Consider the following 26,539-nt stretch of genomic DNA (forward strand, 5'->3'; position numbering starts at 1 on the left):
AGGCGTGAGCCCTAACTCCTATTCTCCCGACCAGTCCGCTTCCGACGACCACTCGCACGTGCACGTCGCGGGTGGTGCGTCTGGCTCGGCACCCGATGAGAACGTCCGCGACCTGATCGATATTCCTGCCGTCGAGGTCATCACCCGATCGGCGGTGATGCTGATGAGCTCCGCCGCAGAGAAATTGGGGCTCGCCGAGGGCGCCGATCCGGACAGCATCGATCTCCCCGAGGCGCGTTCCCTGATCCACGCGCTCGCCGGTCTGGTCGTCGCTGCGCTCGGCGATCTCGGGATGCACCGCCAGCCCCTCCAGGACGGCCTGCGGGCGCTGCAGTTGGCCTTCCGCGAGGCCTCCGCGTATCCGGACGAGCCCGGCGAGGGCCCGGGCGAGCTGTTCACCGGCCCCGTCAAGGCCTGACCACCGAGTCCTGACCGCGCTACCGTGGGAGCCATGACCTCTGGTTCCCACTCCCCCGGCGACGACGACATCCTCGACGCCGAGATCGTGCCTGCACCCGACTTCACCCCGTCGGTGCAGGCACCGTCGTTTGAGGAGGTCACCGGCTACACCGAGGCCGGTGTTCCGACCTTCGACCACGTGCGCGACAAGATCGAGCAGCGGACCGCGACCGCGATCGGCGGCCAGGAGCTCGCCGAGTCGGGCCGGGAGGCCGCCGCCCTCGACGAGGCGATGGCCAAGCGCGACGAGGCCGCCAAGGACAAGCTCGCCGAGATCCGGAAGTCGATGGGGTTGTAGGCGGTCAGCCCGGCAGCAGTTCCTTCACGAACGTGCCCGTGTGACTCTCGGGGACCGAGGCGATGTGTTCCGGAGTCCCCTGCGCGACGACGGTGCCGCCGCCGCTGCCGCCCTCGGGTCCCATGTCGATGATCCAGTCGGCCGTTTTGATGACGTCGAGGTTGTGCTCGATCACGATGACGGTGTTGCCCTTGTCGACGAGCCCGTTGATCACCTGCAGGAGCTTCTGGATGTCGTCGAAGTGCAGACCGGTGGTCGGCTCGTCGAGGATGTAGACCGTGCGTCCGGTGGATCGCTTCTGCAGTTCCGCCGCCAGCTTCACGCGCTGCGCTTCGCCGCCCGACAGTGTCGGCGCGGGCTGACCCAGTCGCACATAACCGAGGCCGACGTCGACCAGGGTCTTGAGGTACCGGTGGATGGAGGTCACCGGCTCGAAGAACTCGGCGGCCTCGTCGATCGGCATGTCGAGGACCTCGGAGATGCTCTTGCCCTTGTAGTGGACTTCCAGCGTCTCGCGGTTGTATCGCGCACCGTGGCAGACCTCGCACGGGACGTAGACGTCCGGCAGGAAGTTCATCTCGATCTTGATGGTGCCCTCACCCGTGCAGGCCTCGCAGCGACCGCCCTTGACGTTGAACGAGAACCGGCCGGGTTGATAGCCGCGCACCTTGGCTTCGGTCGTGGCGGCGAACAGGGTGCGGATCTTGTCGAAGACGCCGGTGTACGTGGCGGGGTTCGATCGCGGAGTGCGACCGATCGGCGACTGATCCACCTGGACCAGTTTGTCGAGTTCCTCGAGGCCCTTGATCCGCTTGTGGTGACCGGGCACCTGTCGGGCGCCGTTCAGCTTGTTGGCGAGGACGGTCGCGAGGATGTCGTTGACGAGCGTCGACTTGCCGGAGCCCGAGACACCGGTGACCGCGGTGAGCACACCGAGCGGGAACGACACGTCGATGCCGCGGAGGTTGTTCTCGGTGGCGCCGACGACGGTGATCTGCCGCTTCTTGTCGATCGGCCTGCGGATCGCAGGCACCGGGAGCACCTCCCGGCCGGACAGGTAGGCGCCGGTGATCGACTCCGGGCTGGTCAGGAGGTCCTCGTAGCTGCCGCTGTGGACCACCTTGCCGCCCTGCTCACCGGCGCGGGGACCGATGTCGACGATCCAGTCCGCGGCACGGATGGTGTCCTCGTCGTGCTCGACGACGATCAGCGTGTTGCCGAGGTCGCGCAGTCGGACGAGGGTGTCGATGAGTCTGCGGTTGTCGCGCTGGTGCAGTCCGATCGACGGCTCGTCCAGGACGTAGAGGACGCCCGCCAGGCCGGCGCCGATCTGCGTGGCGAGGCGGATGCGCTGCGCCTCACCACCGGACAGTGAACCCGCCGCTCGGGCGAGGGACAGGTACTCCAAGCCGACGTCGAGCAGGAAGGTGATGCGGGCCTGCACCTCTTTGAGCACGCGGCCGGCGATCGCGGCCTCGCGTTCGCCGAGTTGCAGTCCGTTGAGGTAGTCCGCGCAGTCGGCCACCGACATCGCCGTCACGTCGGCGATCGACTTGGGGCCGTGAATCGGGTGGTCGAGGGTCACCGACAGGATCTCCGGGCGGAGGCGGGCACCGTGGCACGCGGGGCACGGGACGTCGCGCATGTAGCCCTCGTACCGGTCCTTCATCTGTTCGGACTCGGTGGCCTCCGCCCGGCGCGACAGGAACGCCATGACGCCCTCGAACTCCGTGTAGTACGAGCGGGTGCGGCCGTACCGGTTGCGGAACTTGACGTGCACCTGGTGCTCGGAACCGTTGAGGAGCGCCTTGCGCGCCGCCTTCGGCAACGACTCCCACGGGGTGTCGACGTCGAAGCCCATCTGGTCCCCGAGGCCTTCGATCAGCCGGAGGAAGTAGTCGGCGTTGTGACCGGTGGACCACGGTGCGATGGCGCCGTCGCGGATGGTCCGCTCCGGATCCGGCACCACCAGGCTCTCGTCGACCTCCTTGCGGACGCCGAGGCCGTCGCACTCCGGGCAGGCGCCGAACGGCGAGTTGAAGGAGAACGACCGGGGTTCCAGATCATCGATCGCGATCGGGTGCGAGTTGGGGCACGCCATCTTCTCGGAGAACCGCCGCTGGCGGTTCGGGTCGTCCTCGTCGACGTCGACGAAATCGAGCACCACGATGCCGTCGGCCAGCCGCAACGCCGTCTCCACCGAATCGGTGAGGCGTTGCCGCGCTGACGGTTTCACAACGAGGCGGTCGACGACCACGTCGATGTCGTGCTTCTCCTGCTTCTTCAGCTTCGGCGGGTCGGCCAGCTGGTACACGGTGCCGTCGACCATGGCGCGTGCGAAGCCCTGCACCTGCAGATCCGCGAACAGGTCGACGAACTCGCCCTTCCGGCTCCGGACGACGGGCGCCAGGACCTGGAATCGGACGCCCTCGTCGAGCGTCAACACCTGGTCGACGATCTGCTGCGGAGTCTGCCTGGAGATCTTCTCGCCGCACACCGGGCAGTGCGCCGTGCCCGCGCGTGCGTACAGCAGTCGCAGGTAGTCGTAGACCTCGGTGATGGTGCCGACCGTCGACCGCGGGTTGCGGTTGGTGGACTTCTGGTCGATCGACACCGCGGGCGAGAGACCTTCGATGAAGTCGACGTCGGGCTTGTCCATCTGGCCGAGGAACTGGCGCGCGTACGCCGACAGCGATTCGACGTAGCGGCGCTGGCCCTCGGCGAAGATGGTGTCGAACGCGAGCGACGACTTGCCCGACCCGGACAGGCCGGTGAACACGATCAGCGAATCACGCGGCAGGTCGACGTCGACGCCCCGCAGATTGTGCTCGCGCGCGCCGCGGACGATCAGGCGATCAACCACAGAAATCCCTCAGTTCTCATCACAGAATTATCCGCTGGCAAGAGTACGCGGACCCTCCGACAATTCCGGTTCGGCATCGGCGGCCGACGGTGCCGAACATGGCCTAACGTGGGGTCATGAGCATCCAGGTAGAGCTGACCGACGACTACACCGGCGACGTCTCCCCCGACCCCGAGCGCCACGGGGCCCACGCCCAACGACGCGTGCTCGACAACGCCACCGTCGTCAAGATCTCGGTGGGACCGATGGACAACAACGTCTACGTGATCACCGATCTCGCGACGCAGAAGAGCCTGCTCATCGATGCCGCCAACGACCCCGAGACCATCTTGGCACTGCTCGACAACCTGCCGGGAACCGTGACGCAGATCCTCACCAGCCACGGCCACTTCGACCACTGGCAGGGCCTGGAGGAGGTGCACCGCGTGCTGCAGGTCCCCACCGTGGTCGGTGCGGCCGACGCCGATGAACTCCCGCTCGACCCGGATCGCACACTGGTCGGCGGCGAGACCATCGAGGTCGGCGACCTCTCACTCGAGGTCATCGCCATCCCGGGTCACACGGCCGGGTCGGTGACCCTGGTCCTCACGGAGAATTCGGGGCGCGTGCACCTGTTCACGGGCGACACCCTGTTCCCCGGCGGCGTCGGCAAGACGTGGCAGCCCGGAGACTTCGAGATCCTGCTCGACGGCGTGATCACCAAGCTCTTCGACCGCTTCGGCGACGACACCGCCGTCTACCCCGGCCACGGAAAGGACACCGACCTCGGCACCGAGCGGCCGCATCTCGACGAGTGGCGCGAGCGCGGCTGGTGAACACCCCGTCCGAGAATCTGTACCGTCGGATGGACGACGCGTAAGAAGCAAGTCCACATCGACGAAAGGTCATTATCATGATTCTTCGAAAGATCGCCCGTCCGCTCCTCGGTACCGCCTTCATCGCATCGGGAATCGATGCGGTGCGGTCACCCTCCGGTCCTGCGAGCGTGGCGGAACCGTTGCTGCAGTCGACAGAGGTAGAACCCCAGACCGTCATCCAGGCCGCTGGCGTCGTCCAAATCGGCGCAGGCATCGCCCTCGCCACGGGCCGAGCACCACGCCTGGCATCGGCAGTCCTCGTCGGAACGCTCGTTCCGACGACCCTCTTCGCGAGCGACTTCTGGAACGAGTCGGACCCGGCGCGCAGAAGCATCAAGCAGTCGGCGTTCGTCAAGAACATCGGTCTCCTCGGCGGCGCGCTCATCGCGTCGGCGGACACCGAGGGCAAGCCGTCCCTCGGCTGGCGGGGTCGTCGTCGTCTGGAACAGGCCGACGAGGCCATCAACACCTTCCGAACTCGCCACGAGGGCGACGCCGCAAGCAAGTGGGACGAATGGTCCGGCAAGGCCTCGACCGCCGTCTCAGACATCGCGGCGCAGGTACCGGTCGACGACATCACGAGAACGGTCACCAATCTCGCAGACGGAGCCCGCTCCCGCATCGCGGATGCCGCCCACGCAGCTCCCGGTGTCGTGGAGGACGTCCGTCACCGAGCCGAGCAGGCCGCGCAGGGCATCGCCGACAACGCACCGGAGGTGGCCGCGGAGGCGCGCACACTCGCTGCTGCGGCAGGCGAGAAGACCGCTCGACGTGTTCGCCGCTGGCGACGCGAGTTGGTCGGCTGATCCTCGGTGAGGGTCCGGCATCGGCTTTCCATCCCCGGAATCGCCGACCCCGTCACCGATCGCGGAAGGTCGGTAACATGGAACGACTGTGACAGCGTCAAACCCCTCTCCCACGACAGCCGCGCCCGAGACGGATCCCCGCCTCGCCGAGGAACAGGCGCACCTGGATGCCGTATACGCACGGCTGGACCGCATGCGCGCCAACACTCGTCGCCGCCTCGGCGAAACGCTCCGCGAGTCGGCGGGCACGCCGCAGGCACTGTCCGAGCGCGAGTCATACGAGAAGATGTACAACGAGGATCTCGCGAAATTCGACGCCGCCGAACACAACCTCTACTTCGGTCGCCTCGACCTGACCGACGAGGCGCTCGCCGCCGAACCTGTCGACGACCGCGGTGACGCCACCGAGCAGGTCCGCCGAATCGGTCGCATCGGGATCTTGAACGACGACGACCGCGACACCACCCTGCTGCTGGACTGGCGCGCACCGCTGTCCCGTCCCTTCTACCTCGCGACGCCGGCCGCCCCCGAGGGCATCGATCGCCGCCGCCACGTGCGGACGCGATCGCGTGCCGTGCGCAGCGTGTCGGACGAGTACCTGCAGTCCGGTCAGATCGACGGCGACCGTGCCGACGTGAACGTCGTCAACGAGTCGGCGCTGGTCGACGCGCTCAACGCGGCCCGCACCGGCGAGATGACGGACATCGTCGAGACCATTCAGCGCGAGCAGGACGAGATCATCCGGACCACGCACCGCGGGGTGATGGTGGTCCAGGGCGGTCCGGGCACCGGGAAGACGGCTGTCGCCCTCCACCGCGCCGCGTACCTGCTGTACACCTACCGCGATCTGCTGTCGCGGAGCGGCGTGCTGATCATCGGCCCCAACGACGACTTCTTGCGCTACATCGGGCAAGTGCTGCCGTCGCTCGGCGAGACGGGCGTGCTGCTGTCGACGATCGGCGACCTGTTCCCCGACGTGCACGCCGCAGGCGTCGACACGCGAGCCGCGGCATCGTTGAAGGGCGATCAGCGGATGCTCGCCGTCTTGAAGGCCGCGGTCCGCGGCCGCCAGTCGCTCCCCGGACGTGGCGGCATCACGGTGCCGTTCGACGGCTACGAGTTGATGATCGACAACGACGTCATCGGCGCGGCCCGGTCCGCCGCACGATCCACTCGCCGGGCACACAATCTGGCGCAGCGGACGTTCATCCGAGTCGCCCTCGACGAACTCGCCGCTCAGCACGCGCGTCGCATCGGATCCAGTGCACTGGACGGTTCGCCGCTGCTCACCAGCGCCGACCTCGATGACATCCGCCAGGAGCTGGAACTCGACGACGCCGTCGTCACCACGGTCACGAGCATGTGGCCGCAGTTGACGCCGCAGGGGGTGCTGCGCGACCTGTACGCCGACCCGGCGTACCTCCGCCGGTCGACCCGCGGCTGGACCGACGAGGAGCGCGCCGCCCTGCACCGGCAGGCGTCCCCGGCCGCCGCCGACGCCGATCTCTCGCCCGCAGACGTCCCCCTGCTCGACGAACTCGCGGAACTGATCGGCTACCGGACCGACGAGGCCGACCGGATCGAGCGCGCCCGGTGGCGCCAGCGACTGTCGGAGGCGCAGGACGCCCTCGACATCCTGACCGGTTCGGCACCGCAGGACCTCGAAGACGACCTGGATCCGGAGATCCTGATGGCGTACGACCTGATCGACGCCGAGCAGCTCGCTCAACGCCAGGAGCACACGCAGTACCGGACGACCGCTGAACGCGCCTACACGGACCGGACCTGGACGTTCGGGCACGTGATCGTCGACGAGGCGCAGGAACTCTCGTCGATGGCGTGGCGGATGGTGATGCGCCGCATCCCGAATCGCTGGATGACGGTCATCGGCGACACCGCGCAGACCGGCGACGCGGCGGGCAGCACCTCGTGGTCGGACGTCTTCACGCCCTACGTCGCGAATCGCTGGCGGCTGTCCGAACTGACCGTCAACTACCGCACGCCGTCGGAGATCACCGTCTACGCGAACCGCCTGCTGGAACGGATCAGTCCGGAGCAGCAGGCACCGACGTCGTTGCGCAGCAACGGGATAGAGCCGTACGCCATTCGCGCGGCCGACGGTGACGGCGCGCGCGCCGCCGCCGCACTGGTCTCGGAGGCGGACTGGTCAGGACTGACCACGATCATCACCGCCGATGCGGCGGTCGCCGACGCCCGAGCGGCGGTGGCCGCCGTCGACCCGACGATCCAGGTCCACGCGATCACCGCGTCGAAGGGGCTGGAGTTCGACAACGTGGTGGTGCTGGAACCGGCGGACCTGGTCGACGGGTCGCCCCGCGGACTGTCGGACCTGTACGTGGCGGTGACCCGTGCGACTCAGCGCGTGGTCGTGGTGCACGAGAAGGATCTGCCAGAAGACTTGCGGGACATGGCCCGCGTAGGCAAGCAAGTAACGCGCTGAGCGTCGAAGCACGCACAGACTTCAACCCTGCGCGAACCTCGACGCCCAGGGCGTTTACATCAACGCTGAACGCTGCCCCTCGCACAGCGGCGAGGGGCAGCGTCGTCGAGTCTGCGGTGGTGACTACGTGGTGTGAACGATCAGCACGTCGCAGGCGGCCTTGCGGGCGACGTCTGCGGGGACCGAGCCGAGGAGGCGGCCGGCGATCGAGTTCAGACCCTTGTTACCGACGACCAGGAGGTCGGCCTGGACGTCGACGACGAGCTGCAGCAGCGCGTCGACCGGGGCGCCCTGGACTGCGCGCTGCACGACCTTGGTGGCGCCGACCTTGGTGGCACGCTCCTTGGCGGTGCGGAGGATCTCCTCGGTCGGCGAGGAGCCCATCACCTGGTACGCCTCGTCGCGCAGGCTGTCGGACGCTGCGCTCGCGGCCTTGCCGTCGTTCGGGAAGTACGCGCACGCGATGACGACGGTGCCGTCACCGATGATCGCGCCCGCGCGCTCCACGGCCTTCATCGACGACTCGGAGCCGTCCGTACCGACCACGACGGTGGTGTAAGCACTCATACTTGTGTGTCCCTCCAGGTGTGAAGTGGGCCAGTGCGCTCGGCGCACCGTGTCTCGTCATGAACATACCTGTTGACGCCCACCGATCTGCATTACTTGATACCCGCCGCGTCCATTCCCCGCAGTTCTTTCTTCAAATCGGCGATCTCGTCGCGCAATCGGGCGGCGAGCTCGAACTGCAGATCTCGTGCTGCATTCATCATCTGATCAGTCAATTGTTGCACCAGATCAGCGAGTTCGGCGCGCGGCATGCCCGCTGTGTCCCGGTTCTCGATGACCCCGGACGATGCGACCTTCGACACTTCTCCCTGTGCACGACGGCCGCGGCTGGCATTGCGCCCGGACCCGCCGATCTCGACGGCGTCCTCGGCTTCGGCGTACACCTGGTCGAGAATGTCGGCGATCTTCTTCCGCAGCGGTTGCGGATCGACGCCCATCTTCTCGTTGTAGGCGATCTGCTTGGCGCGACGGCGATCCGTCTCCTCGATCGCATTGGCCATCGAGTCGGTGATCCGGTCCGCGTACATGTGCACTTCACCGGACACGTTGCGCGCGGCACGGCCGATGGTCTGGATCAGCGACGTGGTGCTGCGCAGGAAGCCCTCCTTGTCCGCGTCGAGGATCGCGACCAGCGACACCTCGGGAAGGTCCAGACCCTCGCGCAGCAGGTTGATGCCGACGAGGACGTCGTACTCGCCGGATCGGAGTTGCCGCAGCAACTCGACGCGGCGAAGGGTGTCGACCTCGGAGTGCAGGTAACGCACGCGGATGCCGAGTTCCAGGAGGTAGTCGGTGAGGTCCTCGGACATCTTCTTGGTGAGCGTGGTGACCAGCACGCGTTCGTCGCGCTCGGTGCGCTCGCGCACCTCGTGGACCAGGTCGTCGATCTGTCCCTTGGTCGGCTTGACGACGATCTTGGGATCCAGCAGGCCGGTGGGGCGGATGACCTGTTCGACGAACTCGCCGCCGGACTGCCCGAGCTCGTAGGCGCCGGGCGTGGCGGACAGGTACACGGTCTGGCCGACGCGGTCGACGAACTCGTCCCAGGTGAGTGGCCGGTTGTCGACCGCGGACGGCAGTCGGAAGCCGTATTCGACGAGGTTGCGCTTGCGCGACATGTCGCCCTCGTACATCGCGCCGATCTGCGGGACGGTGACATGGGATTCGTCGATGACGAGCAGGAAGTCGTCCGGGAAGTAGTCGAGCAGCGTGGCGGGCGCCGATCCGGCTTCGCGGCCGTCGATGTGCCGCGAGTAGTTCTCGATGCCCGAGCAGAATCCGACCTGGCGCATCATCTCGAGGTCGTAGGTGGTGCGCATCCGAAGTCGCTGCGCCTCGAGGAGCTTGCCCTTGGCCTCGAGGTCGGCGAGCCGATCCTCGAGTTCCTTCTCGATGCTCGCCATCGCCATCGCCATGCGTTCGGGGCCGGCCACGTAGTGCGTGGCCGGGAAGATGCGGAGCGTGTCGACTTGGCGGACCACGTCGCCGGTCAACGGGTGGAGGTAGTACAGCGCCTCCACCTCGTCGCCGAAGAACTCGATGCGGATCGCGAGCTCCTCGTACGACGGAATGATCTCGACCGTGTCGCCGCGGACGCGGAAGCCGCCGCGCGTGAACGACATGTCGTTGCGCGTGTACTGGACGTCGACCAGCAGGCGCAGCAACGCGTCGCGATCGATGTTCTCGCCGACCGACAGCTCCACCGAACGATCCAGGTACGACTGCGGCGTGCCCAGACCGTAGATGCACGACACCGATGCGACCACCACCACGTCGCGGCGCGACAGCAGGCTCGACGTCGCCGAGTGCCGGAGCCGCTCCACGTCGTCGTTGATCGAGCTGTCCTTCTCGATGTAGGTGTCGGTCTGCGCGATGTACGCCTCGGGCTGGTAGTAGTCGTAGTACGAGACGAAGTACTCGACGGCGTTGTGCGGCAGCATCTCCCGCAACTCGTTGGCGAGCTGCGCGGCCAACGTCTTGTTCGGCGCCATCACCAGGGTGGGGCGCTGCACCTTTTCGATCAGCCAGGCCGTGGTGGCCGACTTGCCTGTGCCGGTGGCGCCCAGCAGCACGATGTCGCGTTCCCCCGCGTTCAGGCGGTTCTCGAGGTCGGTGATCGCCGTCGGCTGGTCGCCCGCGGGTTCGTATTCGCTGACGACCTCGAACTTCGCGTCGGTGCGCTCGACGTCGCCGATCGGACGGAACTCCGAGTGCGCGATCACCGGTTTCTCCGCTGGAAATGCCATGACCACAGGGTAGCCGCGACCTCTGACATCCCGCGTCCGACGACGGTGGCGCTCCGGTCCCGTGCCACAGCCGACTGTCAGACTCGCATTGCATAATCGACGCAGCCGTTTCGCCCATCTCGACGCCACGGAGGATGCCATGCCCACCCAGCCCGTACCGCCGGTCACCGCGATCACCCTCGGTGTCCGCGACGTGACGGTGGCGCGCCAGTTCTACGTCGACGGCCTCGGCTTCCGCGAGATCAGTTCGGTCCCCGGCGAGATCACCTTCGTCCAGGCCGGGCACGGTCTGATGCTGGCGCTGTGGAACGCGGCGTCGATGCCGAGCGAATACGGCGACGTGGGCCACGGCGAACTGGCCCCGCCGATCTCGCTGGGACACAATGTGTCCGATGCCGACACCGTTCGGCAGATGTACGAGGCCGCGCTCGCCGCCGGTGCGACGTCGATCAATCCCCCGACACAGCAGTCGTGGGGCGGGACCAGTGCCTGCGTGGCCGACCCCGACGGCTTCCGCTGGGACTTCGTCCACAACCCCGGCTTCAGCGTCGACTCCGACGGCACCGTTCTCAGCGTCTGACGCGACGCACTCACCCACAGCTCGACAGAAGGACACGACCGATGACCTCTCGTACCCCGTCGCCCGACTCCTCGCCCTCGAAGGACGCAGCGGCATCGTCGCTCTCCCGCCGCCGGTTCGTCGCCGGTGCCGGAGCCGTCGCAGGCGCCGCCGTCCTCGGCACCACGCTCAGCGCGTGCGCGGGCGGCGGCACACCGCAGGCCACCGTGAGCGTTCCGCCGAACGCCCCGAAGGGCACCCTCGCTCTGACGAAGGACGTGCCCGTCGGCGGCGGCGTCATCACCGACGGCGTCGTGCTGACCCAGCTGACCGAGGGAACCATCGAGGCGTTCACCGCGAAGTGCACGCACGCCGGATGCACCCTGTCCGGCATCTCCCGCGAAGCGATCATCTGCCCGTGCCACGGCAGTCGATTCCATCTCGACGGCACCGTCGAGAAGGGCCCCGCCGAGACGCCGCTGGAGAAGGTCGCGATCCGCGTCGAGGGCACGAACATCATCCGCGCCTGACCCGACCGGCATTTGTGCTCGGCGCACAATCAACCATCGCGAGTCTGTCGACTCGGCCCGTCGTCGCGACCGGATCCCTCACCTAGGGTTGGGCCATGGCAATCAGGAGAGACCGGAGCGGCGAGACCGCAGTCGTGATCGGCGCCGGCCCCAACGGGCTCGCCGCCGCACTCCACCTGGCTCGCAACGGGGTCGACGTCCGGGTCCTCGAAGCGGCCGACGAGATCGGCGGTGGCGCTCGATCCGCCGAGCTCCTGGAGCCCGGCGTCATCCACGACCTCTGCTCGGCGTTCCACCCGATGGGCGTCGGCTCCCCGTTCTGGGCCGACGTCGACCTGGCTCAGTACGGGCTCGCATGGAAGTGGCCGGAGATCGACTGCGCGCACCCGCTCGACTCGGGCGAGGTCGCCCTGTTGCATCAGTCGATCGACCAGACCGTGGCGGGGCTCGGGGCCGATGGTCCACGCTGGCGTGCGATGTTCGGCGACCTGGCCCGCAACTTCGACGATCTCGGTCACGACCTGCTCCGGCCGATCGCCAACGTGCCGGCCCACCCGATCAAGCTCGCGGCGTTCGGTCCCCGCGCACTCCTGCCGGTCACCGTCCTCGCCAAGGCCTTTCGTACACCGGCGGCCCGTGCCCTGTACGGCGGCGTCGCAGCGCACGTCTACACCGACTTCGACCGCCCGCTCACCGGATCCCTCGGACTGATGATCGCGGCGAGCGGACATCGCTACGGCTGGCCGGTCGCCGAGGGCGGGTCCGGCGCCATCACCAAGGCCGTCGGCCGCGCCGTCGACGCGCACGGCGGCGTCATCGAGACCGGCACCCCGATCACCTCGCGGGCGCAGATCCCGGACGCCGACATCGTGCTCATGGACCTGTCCCCCGCGCAGGCCGAGCACCTTTACGGCGACCTGATGCCGCACCGCATCCGGCGGTCGTACCGGCGATACCGGATGGGATCTGCCGCTTTCAAGGTCGATTTCGCCGTCCGCGGCGACATCCCGTGGCGCAACCCGGAGTGCGGCCGGGCTGGCACCGTTCACCTGGGCGGCACGTTCGACGACATCCGCCGGTCGGAGAACCTGCGCGCGAAGGGCGTGATGTCCGACAACCCGTTCGTCCTGGTCGGTCAGCAGTACCTCGCGGACCCGTCGCGCAGCGCGGGCGGCATCAACCCGATCTGGTCGTACGCACACGTGCCCGCCGGGTATCCGGGCGACGCCACTGAAGCGGTCACCGCGCAGATCGAGCGGTTCGCGCCCGGCTTCCGCGACATCGTCGTCGGGACGCACACCACCACCGTCCCGCAGATGGAGGCGCACAACCTCAACTACGCAACCGGCGACATCATGGGCGGCAGCAACGACGGCCTGCAGCTGCTGCTGCGACCGCGGGCGGCGATCGATCCGTACTTCACCGGGGTGGACGGCGTGTTCCTGTGCTCGCAGTCGTCACCTCCCGGGCCGGGCATCCACGGGCTGTGCGGCTACAACGCAGCGGAGTCTGCGCTGCGGCGGCACCGTCGAGGACGACGATCACAGCGCTGATCGACACTCCGTTCCGCGAACCGTCGGCTGATGCCCGCACGGGCACGCAGCTTGTTCTCGGACCGACCGTCGGACGCCGCACCACTGTGAAACTCTGAGTGCATGGCCGCTGACCTTCATCCCACCAAGCACGAAGTCTTCGACGTCGCCGCGATGACGAACACCGATCCCAAGGGCTTCGTGCGACCGGTGGACGAGTACCGCGTCACCGACTACGGCCTCTACATGTCGCGGACCGCCGATCACCCCACGTTCACGCATCTGGAGAGCTGGTTGCTGCCTGCGCTCGGGTTGCGCGCCAACATCTTCCACTTCGTCCCCGGGCATCGAGAGACGCAGCGGCTGTACATCGACGTCGGTGAGTTCACCGGCCCGGACGAGGACGACCGCTGGCACGCCGTCGACTGGTATCTGGATCTGGTCGACAACCCCGGCGAGCCGCTGGAACTGATCGACGTCGACGAACTCTTCGAAGCCCATGCCGCGCAGTACATCTCGACGGCCGACTGCGAGGACGCGGTCCGCATCGCAGTGACCGCCATGACCGGTGCTGCCGCTGCGCACGGCGTGCAGGAATGGCTCGACAAGCAGATCGGCGAGCCGATGCGGTGGCTCGATCGGTAGTCCGCGGCGCGGTGTCGATCGATAGATCGACACCGCCCGCTCAGGATTTTCTCAGGTGTGGAACACTGTCGGGGTTCTGTCCGACGCACGGAAGTTTGTGACACCCATGACGACGCCTCCCCCTCCGAACCAGCCGGGACAGCCCGACAACCCGTTCGGCAACCAGGGCGCCCCGGTGCCGCCGAACCCGGTTCCCCCGAACCAGGCACCTCAGCAGCCGATCCCGCCGCAGAATTTACCGCAGCAGGGCGGGCCCGGCCAGCAGCCGGATTACAGTCAGCAGCCGACCGGGGATCCGGTGCCCGGATACGGCCGGCCGCCGGTCGCCGGTTACGCACCGGTCCCGGGCGGCGCGCCCTACGCGCCGCCCGCACCGAAGAAGCCCAGTGCGCTCAAGAAGATCCTCACGGTGGTCGTGCCGATCGTCGTAGTCCTCATCATCGGCGCCATCATCGCCGCGGTCGTCCGCGACAAGGACAGCGGGAAGACCGTCGACGCATCGCCTCTCGGCTCGTGCATCGTCGTGACCGACGGAACCGGTCTGAACGTCGAGACCGAGGCCATCGACTGCAGCGACACCTCGAAGCTGACCTACATCGTCGGAGCCAAGCTGGCATCGTCCGACGCGTGCACGGCCGCCGAGTACGACGGCTCGATCACTGAGACGGGAACGGGCGCGTCGGACGACGTCCTGTGCCTCGTGGCCAACTACCAGGCCGGCAAGTGCTACGAGCAGTCACAGATCGGGCTCGGACTCAACCTCAAGGAAGTGCTGTGCACGGAGGAGTCCGGCATGATGAGCACCGTCTTCAAGGTCACCGACCGCGTGGAGTCGAAGCAGGTTCCCGACTGCTCCGGCCCGAAGAAGAAGGCCCTGGCCTACGACATCAAGGCAGACCCCGCCCGCGCGGTCGGAATCTGCGCTGAGATCGTCGGCGACTACACCTGGGAGTAGTCCCACCGTCTCGATCAACGACTCATCGCCGGCGCATCACGCCGGCGATGAGTCGTTTCAGGCCGTACTCGTAGGCATGGTCGGCGTTGCCGGGCCCCGAGAACAGTTCGCCGACCGTCGCACCGACGCGCCCGGACACCGGATAGTCGGCCACGGGCATGAACTCGGCGAGCAGCGGCCCGGCGATCTCCCACCACTGCGCGTCGTCGAGCCCCGACTGCTGATACTCGGCCTCCTGGTCGATGCGGAGGCGCGCGTTCCCGGTTGCGAAGGCCTTCAACGAGGCGATGATCGCGTCGAGCTCCACATCGTCGACGGTGCTGCGCGCGGAGATCATCGCCGACTGCAGCACCGCGAGCTGGTTCTCGTAGCGGCGCGACGACCCGGGCCCGGGCACCGGCCGCCACGCCGGGACGTCGAGCAGCCACGGGTGACGCAGCAGTTCATCGCGATACTGGCCGGCGATCTGCTCCAGACACAGACGAAGGTCGGACGCTCCGCGAATCGCCTCGTCGTCGAAGGCCACCGCGTCCACCATCAGCGCGACCAGCACGTCGCGGTTCGGAACGTAGGTGTACAGCCCCATCGGCTTCAGTCCGACGCGTTCGGCCACGGCCCGCATCGACACCTGCGCCAGACCGCCCCGATCCGCGATCTCGACCGCCGCGCCGACCACCGCACGCACACTGGTCCGCTGTCGCGGTCCACGCCGCAGCGGCGAGTCCGCGTCGCGCCGGTCGGCCCACATCAGCTCGACGGTGCGGCGCACGTTCGCGGCTTGGTCGTCGGTCATGACGTCCTCCTTGCAGATCTTCTCCGTATGCCGTACGTTATATTACCGTACGGCATACGGCAATAGATCGACTTCTCGGAGGACGCCCTGACAGTCTCGCCAGACAACGCCCCGACCGACACCGACCAGCAGGCCACCTACCTGACGGACCGCCATGCCTTCGCACTGTGGTCCCCGACCGCGGCCGATCCTCGCGAGGGCTCGCCGATCCTGCGCATTCCGGTCCCCGAGGGATACGGTCCGAAGAAGACACTGCGACCGGCCGAGGTCGCCTGCCGGATCGTCGGCGTCGACGAGCTCCCCGAACACGGTGCAGCGTCACTGACGGCCTGGCGGGCGCTGGTCGACGATCCGACCGCCGAGGTGTCCCTGCCCGCTGCGGCGCATGCAGTGCTCAACGGTGCGGGCGACGCCGTCGTCGCCGCCGCGTACGCGCGGCAGGTCTTCACCGCGACGCGTGCGGTCGCCGAGTCACTGCGCGGGATCGTCGACGCCGACCTGCGCGACTACCAGCTCCGCGGCATCAGCTGGCTCGCCGAGGTCTGTTCGGACGGCGGCGGGATCCTGGCCGACGAGATGGGCCTGGGCAAGACCCTGCAGACCATCGCGCATCTCGCACGGATCGAACGCGGCCCCGCCCTGGTGGTCTGCCCCACCGGTCTCGTCACCAACTGGATGCGCGAGATCCATCGCTGGGCACCCGACGTCCCGGCCGTCGACTATCGCGGCGGCGACCTCCCCTCGCTCGACGATCCGGCCACCGTCGTCGTCACCGGGTACCCCACCTTGCGTCGTCACACCGAGTCCCTGGTCGGCGGCGAGTGGTCGACCGTCGTCTTCGACGAGGCGCAGGCACTGAAGAACAGCCGAACCCAGGTCTCGCGGGCGGCCCGCGCGCTGACCGCCGACACCCGGATCGCCCTGACCGGCACACCGGTGGAGAACAACCTCGACGAGCTGTGGGCGCTGCTGAACCTGGTCGCCCCCACGGCCTTCGGCAACCGCGCGCTCTTCCGTCGCCGCTACACGCTGCCGATCCAGAACGGCTCCACGGACGCGAAGCTCCGCATGCGCGACGCGATCTCCGGTCACGTTCTGCGACGGACCAAGGCCGACGTCGCCACCGCGCTGGGACCGAAACTGCACACCGAGGTGGAGTGCGACCTCACCGACGAGCAGGCTCGGATCTACGACGCGATCCTCGACGAGGTCGAGACCGACGGCTTCGGAGTCGGAATGGCACGACGCGGGGCGATCCTCACCGCCCTCACCCGACTCAAGCAGGTCTGCAATCATCCGGGCCTGATCGGCGACGGCGCCGTGCGCGGTGTGATCGACGGTCGTTCCGGCAAGCTCGACGTCGCCACGGACATCGTGCTGACGAACCTGGAGAACGACGCACCGACCGTCGTCTTCACCCAGTACCGGCAGACCGGCGAGATGTTGGCCGCACACCTCGGTGCGCTGATCGATGCACCCGTCCCGTTCCTGCACGGCGGACTCGCCCGAGCGCAGCGCGACCGCATCGTCGACGACTATCAGGCGGGTCGGGGCAGCGGCGTTCTCGTCGCCAGCCTGAAGGCCGCGGGCACCGGACTCACGCTCACCCGCGCTGCCGACGTCGTCCACTTCGACCGCTGGTGGAATCCGGCCGTCGAAGCGCAGGCCACCGACCGCGTGCACCGCATCGGCCAGGATCGCGTCGTCACCGTCACCACACTGACCACCGCCGGGACGCTCGAAGAGCACATCGCGGCGATGCACGACCGCAAGTCCGCCCTCGACTTGGACGCCGACACCGGCGCGCTCGCGGCCATCACCGAACTGTCGGACGAACGCCTGATCGAAGTCCTGCGCCGACGGCGAGAGGAGACCGCATGAGTGCCACGACCGCCGAGTTCGGATACACGACATGGGGTCGCGACTTCCTGCGCATCGCTGAGCCGACCAGCACCACCAAGCCCGAACCGTTGCTGCCGCGCGCCCGCAGCCTGGCGCGGAATGCGATGAACGACGTCCGCATCGAGGGTCGCCTGATCCGGGGCACCGTGGTGCGCGGCGGCGACGCGTCCGTCGCGTACCTGGAGTTCGCGCCGCTGGACCGCGACGTCGCACGTGCGGTTGCCGCGGCGGTCGGGGCCTCGCCCAGCCCGGCGGCCCTGACCGACGAGGTGCACGTGCTCGTCGACCGCGCACTTCCCGAGCTCGCCGTCGTCGACTGCTCGTGCCGGGCACGGACCGCGCGCTGCGTCCACGTGCTCGCGCTGCTGTACGAGACGGTCCGGCGGGTGGACGAGGATCCGCGGATCGCCTTGTCGCTCCGCGGATTCCGCGATGCGCTCGACGGCGACCAGGTCGAGGATCCGGCGGTCGAACGTTGGACACCGCTGTCCGCGCTCGATCCGCACACGTTCTACGACGCGTCGCGAGCGATCCAGCCGGGTCCGTAGCCGACGGCTCCGACGAGGTAGAGGCGCCGGGAACCCAGCTCCCATCGCGCTGACTCGTCATGCGGATCGACGGGGTCGATCTGCCACAGCCGCTCACCGCTCGACGCGTCGTACGCCGCCAGACGCGGAACGTTCGGCCGCTGGTGCGACGCCGGATGGCCCGCGAAGATGAGGCGTCGGCCGTCGTAGCCGAACAGCCACCGGCCGAACCGCGTAGTGACAGCGGTCTCGGTCGCACCGGTCTCGGCGTCGACCACCCGCCAGGTTCGGCGCATCTGGTCCCCGGGTTCCAACGAGTCGGTCACGACTGCGATGCGACGCGCGTCGAGCGGCTGCATCGCGGTGGTCCGTCCGGACTCGTCGTAGAACTCGACGACGGGTTCTCCGCCTGCCTGGTCGACGGCGAACCCACCCTCGTAGAGGACGTAATCGGGCCGGATGAAACTGGCCGCAACGCCGGTCGGCGTGGTGACCGACACGCACACGACCCTGCCAGTCCTACCGCGAGAGCTGGTGCACGCCGGTTCCGTCGAGGACGCCTCACTGTGCACCCGCCGACCGGTGTCCACGCGATAGACGGAGAAGTCTCCTCGCATCGTCCCCTGCATCACGAACAGTCCGGAACCCGATGCCGTCCGCAACACGGCCTCGCCCGGCCGCCCCGCCACCGACCAGGAGCGCTCTCCCGTCGGCGAGAGGTGCGTGATCACCGGCACGGAGTCGCCGGCCGCGGAGACGACGAAGCCGTCGGCCACCGCCTCGATGCTCGACTGGCCGTGCGCGTCGATGATCTCCGTCGCCGATCGTTCACCGGTCCGGAGGTCGAAGAGTTCGACGGCGATCGCCGGCGCATCGCCGGAACGCGCGGTCCGCACACACGCGAGCGTCGTGCCGTGACTCGCGCACGCCTGCCAGTGGTCGATGCCGCGTTCGCTCCACAGCAGCCTGCCGGTGCGCGCATCGATTCGCGCCAGGGTCGTGAAGCGGTCCCGCGAGTCATCCGTGCCCTCGATGACGAGCACGTCGTCGGTCTCCTCGAGTATTCGGAGACTCGCCTGCCGATCGCCGGAGCCCAGGGCGTCACGCGCCGTCAGCTTCCACATCTCCGACGGAGCGGTCGGCAGCGTTTCGAGGATGACCGGTCCCGGCCCGGCGTCGGAATCGGTGTCGATCGGCCACAGCACGACGCCCGCAACGACGACCATGACCGCGATCGACATCATCGCCACGACGGGAAAGGCGGCCCTGCTGCGCATGACTGTCATCCAATCATCGCGGCGCTCTCCCGTGGCGGTGTCGGCGTCTCTGCGTGTAGGCGGTCAGGTCAGGAAGCGCCGGGCCAGAGAACGATCACGCCTGCCGCCATCATCAGAAGGATCAGCACCCACGCCACAGCCGGAAAGTAACTCGTCTTACGCATGACTCCATCCAAGCACTGCGCGCGCCGGCTCCGCGCGAAGTCGGTCGATGTGCCCCAAACCGCAACGTTGCGACGAACCCGGTCGGGCGGCCTCGACGCGCCGTACGTCTGACACACTGGATTCCGTGATCAGAGTGGGACTCACCGGTGGCATCGGCGCCGGCAAATCGACCGTGGCCAAGACGTTCATCGAGCGCGGCGCCTATCACGTCGACGCCGACCGGATCGCGCGCGAGGTGGTCGAGCCCGGCACGCCCGGTCTCGCTCAGCTCGCCGAAGCGTTCGGTCCCGAGATCATCGGGGTCGACGGCGCCCTCGATCGTCCTGCCCTCGCGGCGCGCGCCTTCGTCGACGACGAGAGCCGGAAGCTGTTGAACTCCATCACCCATCCGCTGATCGGTGCGCGCACCAAGGAGCTCACCGACGCGGCGCCCGCCGACGCGATCATCCTGCACGACGTGCCGCTGCTGGTGGAGGGCCACATGGCGCCCTTCTATCACCTCGTCGCCGTGGTCCACGCCGACGCGGACGTGCGACTGGACCGCCTGGTGAATCTGCGTGGCATGGACGCCGACGATGCTCGCTCGCGGATCGCCGCGCAGGCGACGGACGAGCAGCGTCGCGCGGTCGCCGACCTCTGGTTCGACAACTCCGGCACTCCCGATCAGCTCGCGGCCCAGGCCGTCGCAGCGTGGGAGGAACGGCTGATCCCGCTGCGGGACAACGTCGCCGCCGGCACCGCAGCCCCGCTGCCGACCGACGTCCGCGATTACGACCCCGAGTGGGCCCTGGTCGGACAGCGCGTCGTCGGCCGGATCTGGGCCCTCCTCGGAGCGAACGCCTCCGCCGTCACCCATGTCGGTCCGACCGCCGTCGTCGGCCAGGCCGCCGAACCCGTCGTCGATATCGAGGCGACCGTCGCCGATCTCGCCGTCGCCGATTCGGTCTCCGACGCGCTCGCCGGGGGCGGCTTCCCTCGCGTCGCGTCGTCGGACGTCGAGCGCCTCCACGTCAGCGCCGATCCGGGTCGTGCGGTGCGCGTGCATGTGCGACCGTCCGCTCACTAGCCCGACCTCCGCGTAATACAGCGAGATCCGCGTAGTCAGGAACTACGCGGATCTCGCCGGCTTACGCGGATAGGTGGTCGCTACGCGACCTCTTCGCCGTCTCGCTCGGCGACGAGGTTGAGGGCGATGTCGACGATCATGTCCTCCTGGCCGCCGACCAGACGACGCTCGCCGCAGACGGTGAGGATGTCGCGGACGTCGAGGTCGTAGCGCTGCGCGGCGCGCTCGGCGTGACGCAGGAATGACGAGTAGACGCCGGCGTAGCCGAGGGTCAGGGTCTCGCGGTCCACGCGGACCGGACGATCCTGCAGCGGACGGACGATGTCGTCGGCCGCGTCCTCGAGCTTGTTGAGGTCACAGCCGTGCTCGAAGCCCGACAGGTTGGCGACGGCGACGAAGGGCTCGATCGGGCAGTTGCCCGCACCGGCGCCGTGGCCGGCCAGCGATGCGTCGACGCGGTAGACGCCGTTCTCGACGGCGACGACCGAGTTGGCGACCGACAGCGACAGGTTCTCGTGCGCGTGGATGCCGATCTGGGTCTCGTCCTTGAGAGCACCGCGGTAGGCCTTGACGCGGGCGACGACGTCCTTCATCGTCAGGCGGCCGCCCGAGTCGGTGATGTAGACGCAGTGCGCGCCGTAGCTCTCCATCAGTTTGGCCTGCTCGGCGAGCAGTTCCGGCGTCGACATGTGCGAGAGCATCAGGAAGCCCGAGACGTCGAAGCCGATCTCGCGGGCCGCCGAGATGTGCTGCGCGGAGACGTCGGCCTCGGTGCAATGGGTGGCGATGCGGACCGAGCGGACGCCCAGATCCCAGGCGTGCTGCAGGTGCTCGACGGTACCGACACCCGGCAGCAGCAGGGTGGTGAGCTTGGCGTTCTTGAGGACGCTCGCGGCGGCCTCGATCCACTCCCAGTCGGTGTTGGAGCCCGGGCCGTAGTTCACCGAGCCGCCGGCCAGGCCGTCGCCGTGCGCCACCTCGATGGCGTCGACGCCCGCCTCGTCGAGGGCGCTGACGATGCGCTTCACATCGTCGGTGCTGATCTGGTGCTTGACTGCGTGCATGCCGTCACGCAGGGTGACGTCCTGAACATAGATCTTGGTCATTCTCAGGCCTCCTGAGCCTTCAGCGCGGCGATCCGCTCGGCGTACTGCAGGCCCGCGGACGTCATGATGTCGAGGTTGCCGGCGTAGGCCGGGAGGTAATGGGCGGCGCCCTCCACTTCCAGGAACACCGACACCTGGTGGGTGGGGTCGGACTCGATCTCGTCGGCCATGAGGGTGTTGACGGTGGAGCCCTCGGCGATCGGATCGATCTGCACCTTCTGCTTCAGGCGGTAGCCCGGCACGTAGGCGGCGACGTCGGCGACCATCTTCTCCACCGAGTTGCGGATCTGCTCCTGGGTGTCGAGATCGGGCGCGTCGACCAGCGCGAACACAGTGTCGCGCATGATCAGCGGCGGCTCGGCCGGGTTCATGATGATGATCGCCTTGCCGTTGGCGGCGCCGCCGACCTCCTTGATGGCATGCGAGGTGGTCTCAGTGAACTCGTCGATGTTGGCGCGAGTACCGGGACCGGCCGACTTCGACGCGATGGACGCGACGATCTCGGCGTACGCGACCGGCGCGACGCGGGAGACGGCGGCGACGATCGGGATGGTCGCCTGGCCGCCGCAGGTCACCATGTTGACGTTCTCGGCGTCGAGGTGATCGTCGATGTTGACCGCAGGCACCACGAACGGGCCGATCGCCGCGGGCGTCAGATCCACCAAGCGCTTGCCCAGCGGCTGCAGGATGGACGCGTTGTACTCGTGGGCCTTGGCCGACGTCGCGTCGAAGATGATCTCGATCTCGTCGAAGTTCGGCAGCTTCACCAACCCTTCGACACCCTCGTGCGTGGTCGGCACGCCGAGGCTCGCCGCGCGCGCGAGGCCGTCGGAGTCGGGGTCGATGCCGACCATCGCACCCATCTCGAGGTGCTTGGAGGTCTTCATCACCTTGATCATCAGATCGGTGCCGATGTTGCCGGAGCCGATGATGGCCACCTTGGTCTTACTCATGGGAGTTCCCTTCACTGAAACGTGCAATCACCGATCCGAGCCCGGAGATGTTGACGGTCACCTCGTCACCGGATTCGATCGGACGCATGGGGCCCAACGCACCGGACAGGATCACCTGGCCTGCACGGAGGGGTTCGCCGAAGTCGCGGGCGGCCTTCGCCAGCCACGCGACGGCGTTGAGCGGGTCGCCGAGGCAGGCCGCACCGTTGCCGGTCGACACCTCCTCGCCGTTGATCAGCATCGACATGCCGACGTCGATCGGCGAGAACTCGTCGAGCGTCTTGCGGTCGTTGCCGAGGACGTAGACGCCGGACGACGCGTTGTCGGCGACGGTGTCGGCGAACGCGATGTTCCAGCCGTCGATGCGGCTGTCGCAGACCTCGAGCGCGGCGACGCCGTAGTCGATGGCTTCGCGGATCTGCTCCACGTCGAGCGGCCCGTCGGCCAGGTCCTTCTTGAGCACGAACGCGACCTCGGCCTCCGCCTTCGGCTGCAGCAGGTGCTCCATGGGCACCAGCTCGCTGTCGCCGAACGCCATGTCGTCGAAGAGGACGCCGAAGTCGGGCTGATCGACGCCCATCTGTTCCTGGACGGCCTGCGACGTGAGACCGATCTTACGGCCGACGATCCTGGCTCCTGCGGCGACGCGGCCGGCGGTGAGTCGCTCCTGCACGCGGTAGGCGGCGGGCAGGTCGGTGGGTCCGATCAGGTCACGCACCGGGGTGCACGCCTGGCGGGTCTGCAGGGCGGTGAGGAGACGCTGTGCTGCCTGGTCCTCGGCTTCGGGATTCGGGGCACCGGTGTTCTCGGCGGTTTGGCTCATGGTGACCATGCTCACCGCTGCGGCGCGCTGTGAGAAGCAGGTCGTCTCACTCACCGAGACGACCGCGGGTAGCCTCGACATATGCCCAGGAAAAACGACACACCGGTCGTCGATCGCGACACCGTGATCGGCAAAGTCGTGACGATCCTGCGGGCGTTCACGGTGGACGACAACCAGCTGACGCTCGCCGAACTGGTCCGGCGAACCGGGATGCACAAGGCCACCGTGCACCGCCTCGCAGGCGAACTGGTCGACGTGCGACTGCTGGACCGCACCGACGGCGGCTACCGGCTGTCGGGCGGACTGTTCGAACTCGGGATGCTGGCGTCGGTGGAGCGCAGCCTCCTGGAGATCGCCATGCCCTTCCTGCAGGACCTGTATGCGCGGACCCGAGAGACCGTCCACCTCGGCGTGCTCGACGGGCAGGAGGTGGTGTACGTCGCGAAGATCGGCGGGCACCGGCAGGCGTCGGCACCGTCGCGCACGGGCGGTCGGATGCCGTTGCACTGCACGGGAATCGGGAAGGCACTGCTGGCGCACACCGATCCCGCACGTCGGCACGCGGTCCTGTCCGCACCGCTGCCCCGCCGCACTCCGCGGACCATCGTGGCGCCCGGCATCCTGGCCAGGCAGCTCGACACCATCCGCGAGGCGGGCGTCGCCTACGAGTACGAGGAGTCGGCACTCGGCATCGCGTGCGTCGCGGCGCCGATCCTCGACGTGAGCACCAACGCGGTCGTCGCCGCGATCAGCATCACCGGCCCCCTCGCCCGCTACCGCCCCGAAGCGCACGCCGACGCGGTCCGCGCCGCGGCGACCGGGATCGCATCCACCCTCGATCGGCGCCGTTCGCTGCGCTGAACACCGGCGCAGCGCGCCCCTCACCGGACCGCACTCCTCACCAGAGAGATGAACTGAATCACCCTACCGCTGGGTAGGTGACTCACCCCACGACGCACGAATCCCGTGCCACGATCCCCTCCGGACCCATCCCGCTCACGCCTCGACAGTGAGGTGCGGCACCCAGGAGGACTCGTGAAACTGCGGAACAAAGCGCTCATCACCGTGATCGCGGCATCGTCGCTGACCTTGGCCGCGTGCGGCAACAGCGACACCACCGGCACCAACAGTGCCGACCAGCCTTACCAAGTGCTGTTGACGGCCGGCATCAGCGGCCAGGGCGCACTCGCCGCCAACGCCGCCACCTCCGTCCTCGCCACCAAGGCCGGCGTCGAGGTGGTCAACAAGGAGGGCGGCATCGACGGCCGCAAGGTGGAGCTGACCGTCGTCGACGACGGCGGTGACGCGACCAACGCGGTCACCAAGATCCGAGCCTCGCTGACCGAGAAGAAGCCTGACCTGGTCCTCAACTCGGGTCCGTCGACGGTCAGCGCCGCGATCCTGCCGATCCTGAAGCAGAACAAGATCCTCTCGTTCAACCTCGCGCCGACCGCGGACTCCATCAACCCGGAGAAGTTCCCCCTCAACTTCGACCTCGCACCCGGCGCCCGCGACGGCGCCCGCGCCATCGTCGCCCACGCGAAGGAGAAGGGCTACAAGGACATCGGGCTCATCCACGGCAGCAGCGCGTACGGCGAGGAGTTCGGCCAGGTGGTCGGCAAGGCCATCGGCGCCGCCAGCCTGAAGCTCACCGGGAACGTCGAATACGAGATCACCGCGCTCGACATGACCGCCCAGCTCCAGTCGCTGAAGAACTCCGGCGCCAAGGCCCTCGTGGTCGACGCCTACGGCGCCCCGCTCGGCTACCTGCTCAAGAGCCTCGAGCGCCTCGGCTGGAACGTCCCGGTCATCGGCAACTCGTCGGTCGCGGGCACCAACCTCATCGCCACCACCCCGCCGACCGGTGTCCTCGGCACGCCCGCCGTCAAGAACCTGGTGATGCAGGTCTTCACCAGCACCGTGTACGACCCGAAGAACGACGCCGTGAACCAGATGGTCAACACCATGGCCTCGCTGGGTCAGATCAAGTCGACGCTGATCATCTCCGACAACTATGACGCGCTGCCGCTGATCGTCGCCGCCGCCAAGAAGGCGGGTGGCTCCACCGATCCGCAGAAGCTGGCCGACGCCCTGATCGAGCCCGAGGTCCAGAAGGCCGCCAAGACCGCGTTCCTGGACCGCTACAACTTCACCGCGGACGATCACGGGCCCAATCCCGACGAGTCGGAGATGAAGTTCATCGCGCCGACCAAGATCGTCAACGGCCAGTTCGGTCACCCCTGATCGACACAGTTCGGTTCGCAGCACAGCAGTAGAGGAGAGCAGACGACGTGACCATTCTCTGGTCGGGTCTCGCACTGGGCGCGGTGTACGTCCTGGTGGCGGTCGGCTACAACATCGTGTTCGTCTCGTCGAACACATTCAACTTCGCGCAGGCGCAGTTGCTGATGGTCGGCACCTTCGTGGCGTACACCTGCCTGGTGACCTGACATCTTCCGGCGTGGGTCGCCGCGCTCGCCGCGGGCGTCGTCGTCCTGGTGATCGCGGCGATCGAGGAACTGGTCGCGGTGCGGCCGGTCCGCGATCCCCACACCCAGCTCGTCACCACGTTGGGAGTGGCGACACTCTTGAACGGTGCCACCCAGCTGATCTGGGGAAACGAGCCGCTGACGGTCCCGTTCTTCGGGTCCGACAAGCCGATCGACATCTTCGGCGGCGGCACCTACGTGTACGAGATCGCGCTGCTCGCGCTCGCGATCGTCATCGTCATCGCGCTCGGCCAGTTCAGCCGGCACACCATGACCGGACTCGCCCTGATGGGTGTCTCCGAGAACCGCGAGGCCGCACTGCTGCGCGGCATCAACGCCCGACAGATCGCGATCGGCGCGTTCGCGTTCTCCGGTCTCCTGGCCGGCGTCCTCGGCGTCTTCGTCGGACCGAAGACGTACGCGGTCGCCACGCTGGGTTCGGCACTCGCGCTGAAGGGCTTCGTCGCCCTCGCGATCGGCGGCTTCGGTTCGCTGCCCGGCGCGTTGATCGGCGGCCTGGTGGTCGGTGTCGTCGAATCGTTCACGGCCCTGTGGTTCGGCAGCGAGTACAGCAACATCGCCGTCTTCGCCGTCCTGATCGTGGTCCTGATGGTGAAGCCCGCCGGTCTGTTCGGCCGTACGACAGAGAGAGCGGTGTGA

25 protein-coding genes are annotated in these 26,539 nt (G+C 68.0%); 17 read left to right on the plus strand and 8 right to left on the minus strand.

The genetic code is table 11. From position 1 onward, the window contains the following. Positions 1-4: 4 nt before the first annotated feature. A complete protein-coding gene (locus tag ACH46_RS11870) occupies positions 5-418 on the plus strand; it encodes a DUF1844 domain-containing protein (RefSeq protein ID WP_120298721.1) in 414 nt (137 codons plus the stop codon). A gap of 33 nt (positions 419-451) precedes the next feature. After that, the gene (locus tag ACH46_RS11875; protein ID WP_062393082.1) at positions 452-757 is read left to right on the plus strand and encodes a PspA/IM30 family protein; all 306 of its coding nucleotides are present in this window, start codon (positions 452-454) and stop codon (positions 755-757) included. 4 nt (positions 758-761) lie between these two features. Here the strand turns inward: ACH46_RS11875 and uvrA are convergent, their stop codons facing one another. Continuing rightward, positions 762-3,620 (minus strand): excinuclease ABC subunit UvrA, encoded by a 2,859-nt coding sequence (gene uvrA, locus ACH46_RS11880; protein ID WP_062393084.1) that lies wholly within the window; start codon positions 3,618-3,620, stop codon positions 762-764. Between the two features lie 116 nt (positions 3,621-3,736). On the opposite strand from uvrA, the gene ACH46_RS11885 reads away from it, so the two are divergent. From ACH46_RS11885 to ACH46_RS11895, 3 genes are all read left to right on the plus strand, one after another. Next, positions 3,737-4,435 carry an MBL fold metallo-hydrolase gene (locus tag ACH46_RS11885; protein ID WP_062393085.1) on the plus strand — a complete coding sequence of 233 codons (699 nt, stop codon included), beginning with the start codon at positions 3,737-3,739 and terminating at the stop codon, positions 4,433-4,435. 77 nt (positions 4,436-4,512) lie between these two features. Further along, a complete protein-coding gene (locus tag ACH46_RS11890) occupies positions 4,513-5,283 on the plus strand; it encodes a DoxX family protein (protein ID WP_082399639.1) in 771 nt (256 codons plus the stop codon). A 193-nt stretch (positions 5,284-5,476) separates the two neighbouring features. Continuing rightward, a complete protein-coding gene (locus tag ACH46_RS11895) occupies positions 5,477-7,744 on the plus strand; it encodes a HelD family protein (RefSeq protein ID WP_120298722.1) in 2,268 nt (755 codons plus the stop codon). Positions 7,745-7,867: 123 nt separating this feature from the next. On the opposite strand, the gene ACH46_RS11900 is transcribed toward ACH46_RS11895, so the two are convergent. Together ACH46_RS11900 and uvrB are read right to left on the minus strand one after the other, a co-directional pair. Then, a complete protein-coding gene (locus ACH46_RS11900) occupies positions 7,868-8,311 on the minus strand; it encodes a universal stress protein (RefSeq protein WP_062393089.1) in 444 nt (147 codons plus the stop codon). 92 nt (positions 8,312-8,403) lie between these two features. Continuing rightward, positions 8,404-10,557, minus strand: a complete 2,154-nt coding sequence (uvrB, locus tag ACH46_RS11905; RefSeq protein ID WP_062395331.1) for an excinuclease ABC subunit UvrB — start codon at positions 10,555-10,557, stop codon at positions 8,404-8,406. A gap of 139 nt (positions 10,558-10,696) precedes the next feature. On the opposite strand from uvrB, the gene ACH46_RS11910 reads away from it, so the two are divergent. From ACH46_RS11910 to ACH46_RS11930, 5 genes are all read left to right on the plus strand, one after another. Then, positions 10,697-11,137: a VOC family protein gene (locus ACH46_RS11910; protein WP_062393091.1), complete on the plus strand. Its 441-nt coding sequence runs from the start codon at positions 10,697-10,699 to the stop codon at positions 11,135-11,137. Positions 11,138-11,178: 41 nt separating this feature from the next. After that, positions 11,179-11,646 carry a Rieske (2Fe-2S) protein gene (locus ACH46_RS11915; protein WP_062393093.1) on the plus strand — a complete coding sequence of 156 codons (468 nt, stop codon included), beginning with the start codon at positions 11,179-11,181 and terminating at the stop codon, positions 11,644-11,646. A 95-nt stretch (positions 11,647-11,741) separates the two neighbouring features. Continuing rightward, the gene (locus tag ACH46_RS11920) at positions 11,742-13,199 is read left to right on the plus strand and encodes a phytoene desaturase family protein (protein ID WP_062393095.1); all 1,458 of its coding nucleotides are present in this window, start codon (positions 11,742-11,744) and stop codon (positions 13,197-13,199) included. Between the two features lie 102 nt (positions 13,200-13,301). After that, the gene (locus ACH46_RS11925; protein ID WP_062393097.1) at positions 13,302-13,823 is read left to right on the plus strand and encodes a ribonuclease FAU-1 family protein; all 522 of its coding nucleotides are present in this window, start codon (positions 13,302-13,304) and stop codon (positions 13,821-13,823) included. Between the two features lie 106 nt (positions 13,824-13,929). Then, positions 13,930-14,778, plus strand: coding sequence for an LppU/SCO3897 family protein (locus ACH46_RS11930; protein WP_082399640.1), 849 nt, complete (start codon positions 13,930-13,932; stop codon positions 14,776-14,778). Between the two features lie 22 nt (positions 14,779-14,800). Here the strand turns inward: ACH46_RS11930 and ACH46_RS11935 are convergent, their stop codons facing one another. Continuing rightward, positions 14,801-15,571, minus strand: coding sequence for a TetR/AcrR family transcriptional regulator (locus tag ACH46_RS11935; RefSeq protein WP_082399641.1), 771 nt, complete (start codon positions 15,569-15,571; stop codon positions 14,801-14,803). A 165-nt stretch (positions 15,572-15,736) separates the two neighbouring features. On the opposite strand from ACH46_RS11935, the gene ACH46_RS11940 reads away from it, so the two are divergent. Together ACH46_RS11940 and ACH46_RS11945 are read left to right on the plus strand one after the other, a co-directional pair. Then, positions 15,737-17,452, plus strand: a complete 1,716-nt coding sequence (locus tag ACH46_RS11940) for a DEAD/DEAH box helicase (protein WP_062393099.1) — start codon at positions 15,737-15,739, stop codon at positions 17,450-17,452. Then, positions 17,449-18,021, plus strand: a complete 573-nt coding sequence (locus ACH46_RS11945; RefSeq protein WP_062393100.1) for a hypothetical protein — start codon at positions 17,449-17,451, stop codon at positions 18,019-18,021. The genes ACH46_RS11940 and ACH46_RS11945 overlap by 4 nt, the downstream gene beginning before the upstream one ends. On the opposite strand, the gene ACH46_RS11950 is transcribed toward ACH46_RS11945, so the two are convergent. Beyond that, the gene (locus ACH46_RS11950; RefSeq protein ID WP_062393102.1) at positions 17,985-19,277 is read right to left on the minus strand and encodes an outer membrane protein assembly factor BamB family protein; all 1,293 of its coding nucleotides are present in this window, start codon (positions 19,275-19,277) and stop codon (positions 17,985-17,987) included. The genes ACH46_RS11945 and ACH46_RS11950 overlap by 37 nt on opposite strands. Before the next feature lie 289 nt (positions 19,278-19,566). Here ACH46_RS11950 and coaE point away from each other — a divergent pair, with 289 nt between their 5' ends. Next, the gene (gene coaE, locus ACH46_RS11955) at positions 19,567-20,508 is read left to right on the plus strand and encodes a dephospho-CoA kinase (protein ID WP_193392903.1); all 942 of its coding nucleotides are present in this window, start codon (positions 19,567-19,569) and stop codon (positions 20,506-20,508) included. A gap of 80 nt (positions 20,509-20,588) precedes the next feature. On the opposite strand, the gene dmpG is transcribed toward coaE, so the two are convergent. The 3 genes from dmpG to ACH46_RS11970 are packed head-to-tail and all read right to left on the minus strand — an operon-like array spanning position 20,589 to position 23,399. Continuing rightward, on the minus strand, positions 20,589-21,614 hold the full coding sequence (dmpG, locus tag ACH46_RS11960; RefSeq protein ID WP_062393105.1) for a 4-hydroxy-2-oxovalerate aldolase: 1,026 nt from the start codon (positions 21,612-21,614) through the stop codon (positions 20,589-20,591). Positions 21,615-21,616: 2 nt separating this feature from the next. Next, positions 21,617-22,567, minus strand: a complete 951-nt coding sequence (locus ACH46_RS11965) for an acetaldehyde dehydrogenase (acetylating) (RefSeq protein WP_062393106.1) — start codon at positions 22,565-22,567, stop codon at positions 21,617-21,619. Then, entirely contained in the window at positions 22,560-23,399 is an 840-nt protein-coding gene (locus tag ACH46_RS11970) for a 2-keto-4-pentenoate hydratase (RefSeq protein ID WP_193392987.1), read from the minus strand. The genes ACH46_RS11965 and ACH46_RS11970 overlap by 8 nt, the downstream gene beginning before the upstream one ends. A gap of 72 nt (positions 23,400-23,471) precedes the next feature. Here ACH46_RS11970 and ACH46_RS11975 point away from each other — a divergent pair, with 72 nt between their 5' ends. The 4 genes from ACH46_RS11975 (at position 23,472) to ACH46_RS11985 (ending at position 26,539) form a co-directional block, all read left to right on the plus strand. Then, entirely contained in the window at positions 23,472-24,251 is a 780-nt protein-coding gene (locus tag ACH46_RS11975; RefSeq protein ID WP_062393108.1) for an IclR family transcriptional regulator, read from the plus strand. Between the two features lie 174 nt (positions 24,252-24,425). Next, positions 24,426-25,634: an ABC transporter substrate-binding protein gene (locus tag ACH46_RS11980; protein ID WP_062393109.1), complete on the plus strand. Its 1,209-nt coding sequence runs from the start codon at positions 24,426-24,428 to the stop codon at positions 25,632-25,634. Positions 25,635-25,681: 47 nt separating this feature from the next. After that, entirely contained in the window at positions 25,682-25,840 is a 159-nt protein-coding gene (locus ACH46_RS21620) for a hypothetical protein (RefSeq protein ID WP_226995600.1), read from the plus strand. Positions 25,841-25,888: 48 nt separating this feature from the next. Beyond that, positions 25,889-26,539, plus strand: coding sequence for a branched-chain amino acid ABC transporter permease (locus tag ACH46_RS11985; protein WP_236995099.1), 651 nt, complete (start codon positions 25,889-25,891; stop codon positions 26,537-26,539).

The sequence above is a fragment of the Gordonia phthalatica genome, assembly GCF_001305675.1.
GTDB lineage: Bacteria > Actinomycetota > Actinomycetes > Mycobacteriales > Mycobacteriaceae > Gordonia > Gordonia phthalatica.

Bases quoted from the DNA above. Each gene is read 5' to 3' on its own strand.
- ACH46_RS11875 (WP_062393082.1), top strand. From the start codon at position 452: ATGACCTCTGGTTCCCACTCCCCCGGCGACGACGACATCCTCGACGCC.
- ACH46_RS11885 (WP_062393085.1), top strand. From the start codon at position 3,737: ATGAGCATCCAGGTAGAGCTGACCGACGACTACACCGGCGACGTCTCC.
- ACH46_RS11890 (WP_082399639.1), top strand. From the start codon at position 4,513: ATGATTCTTCGAAAGATCGCCCGTCCGCTCCTCGGTACCGCCTTCATC.
- ACH46_RS11895 (WP_120298722.1), top strand. From the start codon at position 5,477: ATGCGCGCCAACACTCGTCGCCGCCTCGGCGAAACGCTCCGCGAGTCG.
- ACH46_RS11900 (WP_062393089.1), bottom strand. From the start codon at position 8,311: ATGAGTGCTTACACCACCGTCGTGGTCGGTACGGACGGCTCCGAGTCG.
- uvrB (WP_062395331.1), bottom strand. From the start codon at position 10,557: ATGGCATTTCCAGCGGAGAAACCGGTGATCGCGCACTCGGAGTTCCGT.
- ACH46_RS11910 (WP_062393091.1), top strand. From the start codon at position 10,697: ATGCCCACCCAGCCCGTACCGCCGGTCACCGCGATCACCCTCGGTGTC.
- ACH46_RS11915 (WP_062393093.1), top strand. From the start codon at position 11,179: ATGACCTCTCGTACCCCGTCGCCCGACTCCTCGCCCTCGAAGGACGCA.
- ACH46_RS11920 (WP_062393095.1), top strand. From the start codon at position 11,742: ATGGCAATCAGGAGAGACCGGAGCGGCGAGACCGCAGTCGTGATCGGC.
- ACH46_RS11925 (WP_062393097.1), top strand. From the start codon at position 13,302: ATGGCCGCTGACCTTCATCCCACCAAGCACGAAGTCTTCGACGTCGCC.
- ACH46_RS11930 (WP_082399640.1), top strand. From the start codon at position 13,930: ATGACGACGCCTCCCCCTCCGAACCAGCCGGGACAGCCCGACAACCCG.
- ACH46_RS11935 (WP_082399641.1), bottom strand. From the start codon at position 15,571: ATGACCGACGACCAAGCCGCGAACGTGCGCCGCACCGTCGAGCTGATG.
- ACH46_RS11945 (WP_062393100.1), top strand. From the start codon at position 17,449: ATGAGTGCCACGACCGCCGAGTTCGGATACACGACATGGGGTCGCGAC.
- ACH46_RS11950 (WP_062393102.1), bottom strand. From the start codon at position 19,277: ATGCGCAGCAGGGCCGCCTTTCCCGTCGTGGCGATGATGTCGATCGCG.
- dmpG (WP_062393105.1), bottom strand. From the start codon at position 21,614: ATGACCAAGATCTATGTTCAGGACGTCACCCTGCGTGACGGCATGCAC.
- ACH46_RS11965 (WP_062393106.1), bottom strand. From the start codon at position 22,567: ATGAGTAAGACCAAGGTGGCCATCATCGGCTCCGGCAACATCGGCACC.
- ACH46_RS11970 (WP_193392987.1), bottom strand. From the start codon at position 23,399: ATGGTCACCATGAGCCAAACCGCCGAGAACACCGGTGCCCCGAATCCC.
- ACH46_RS11975 (WP_062393108.1), top strand. From the start codon at position 23,472: ATGCCCAGGAAAAACGACACACCGGTCGTCGATCGCGACACCGTGATC.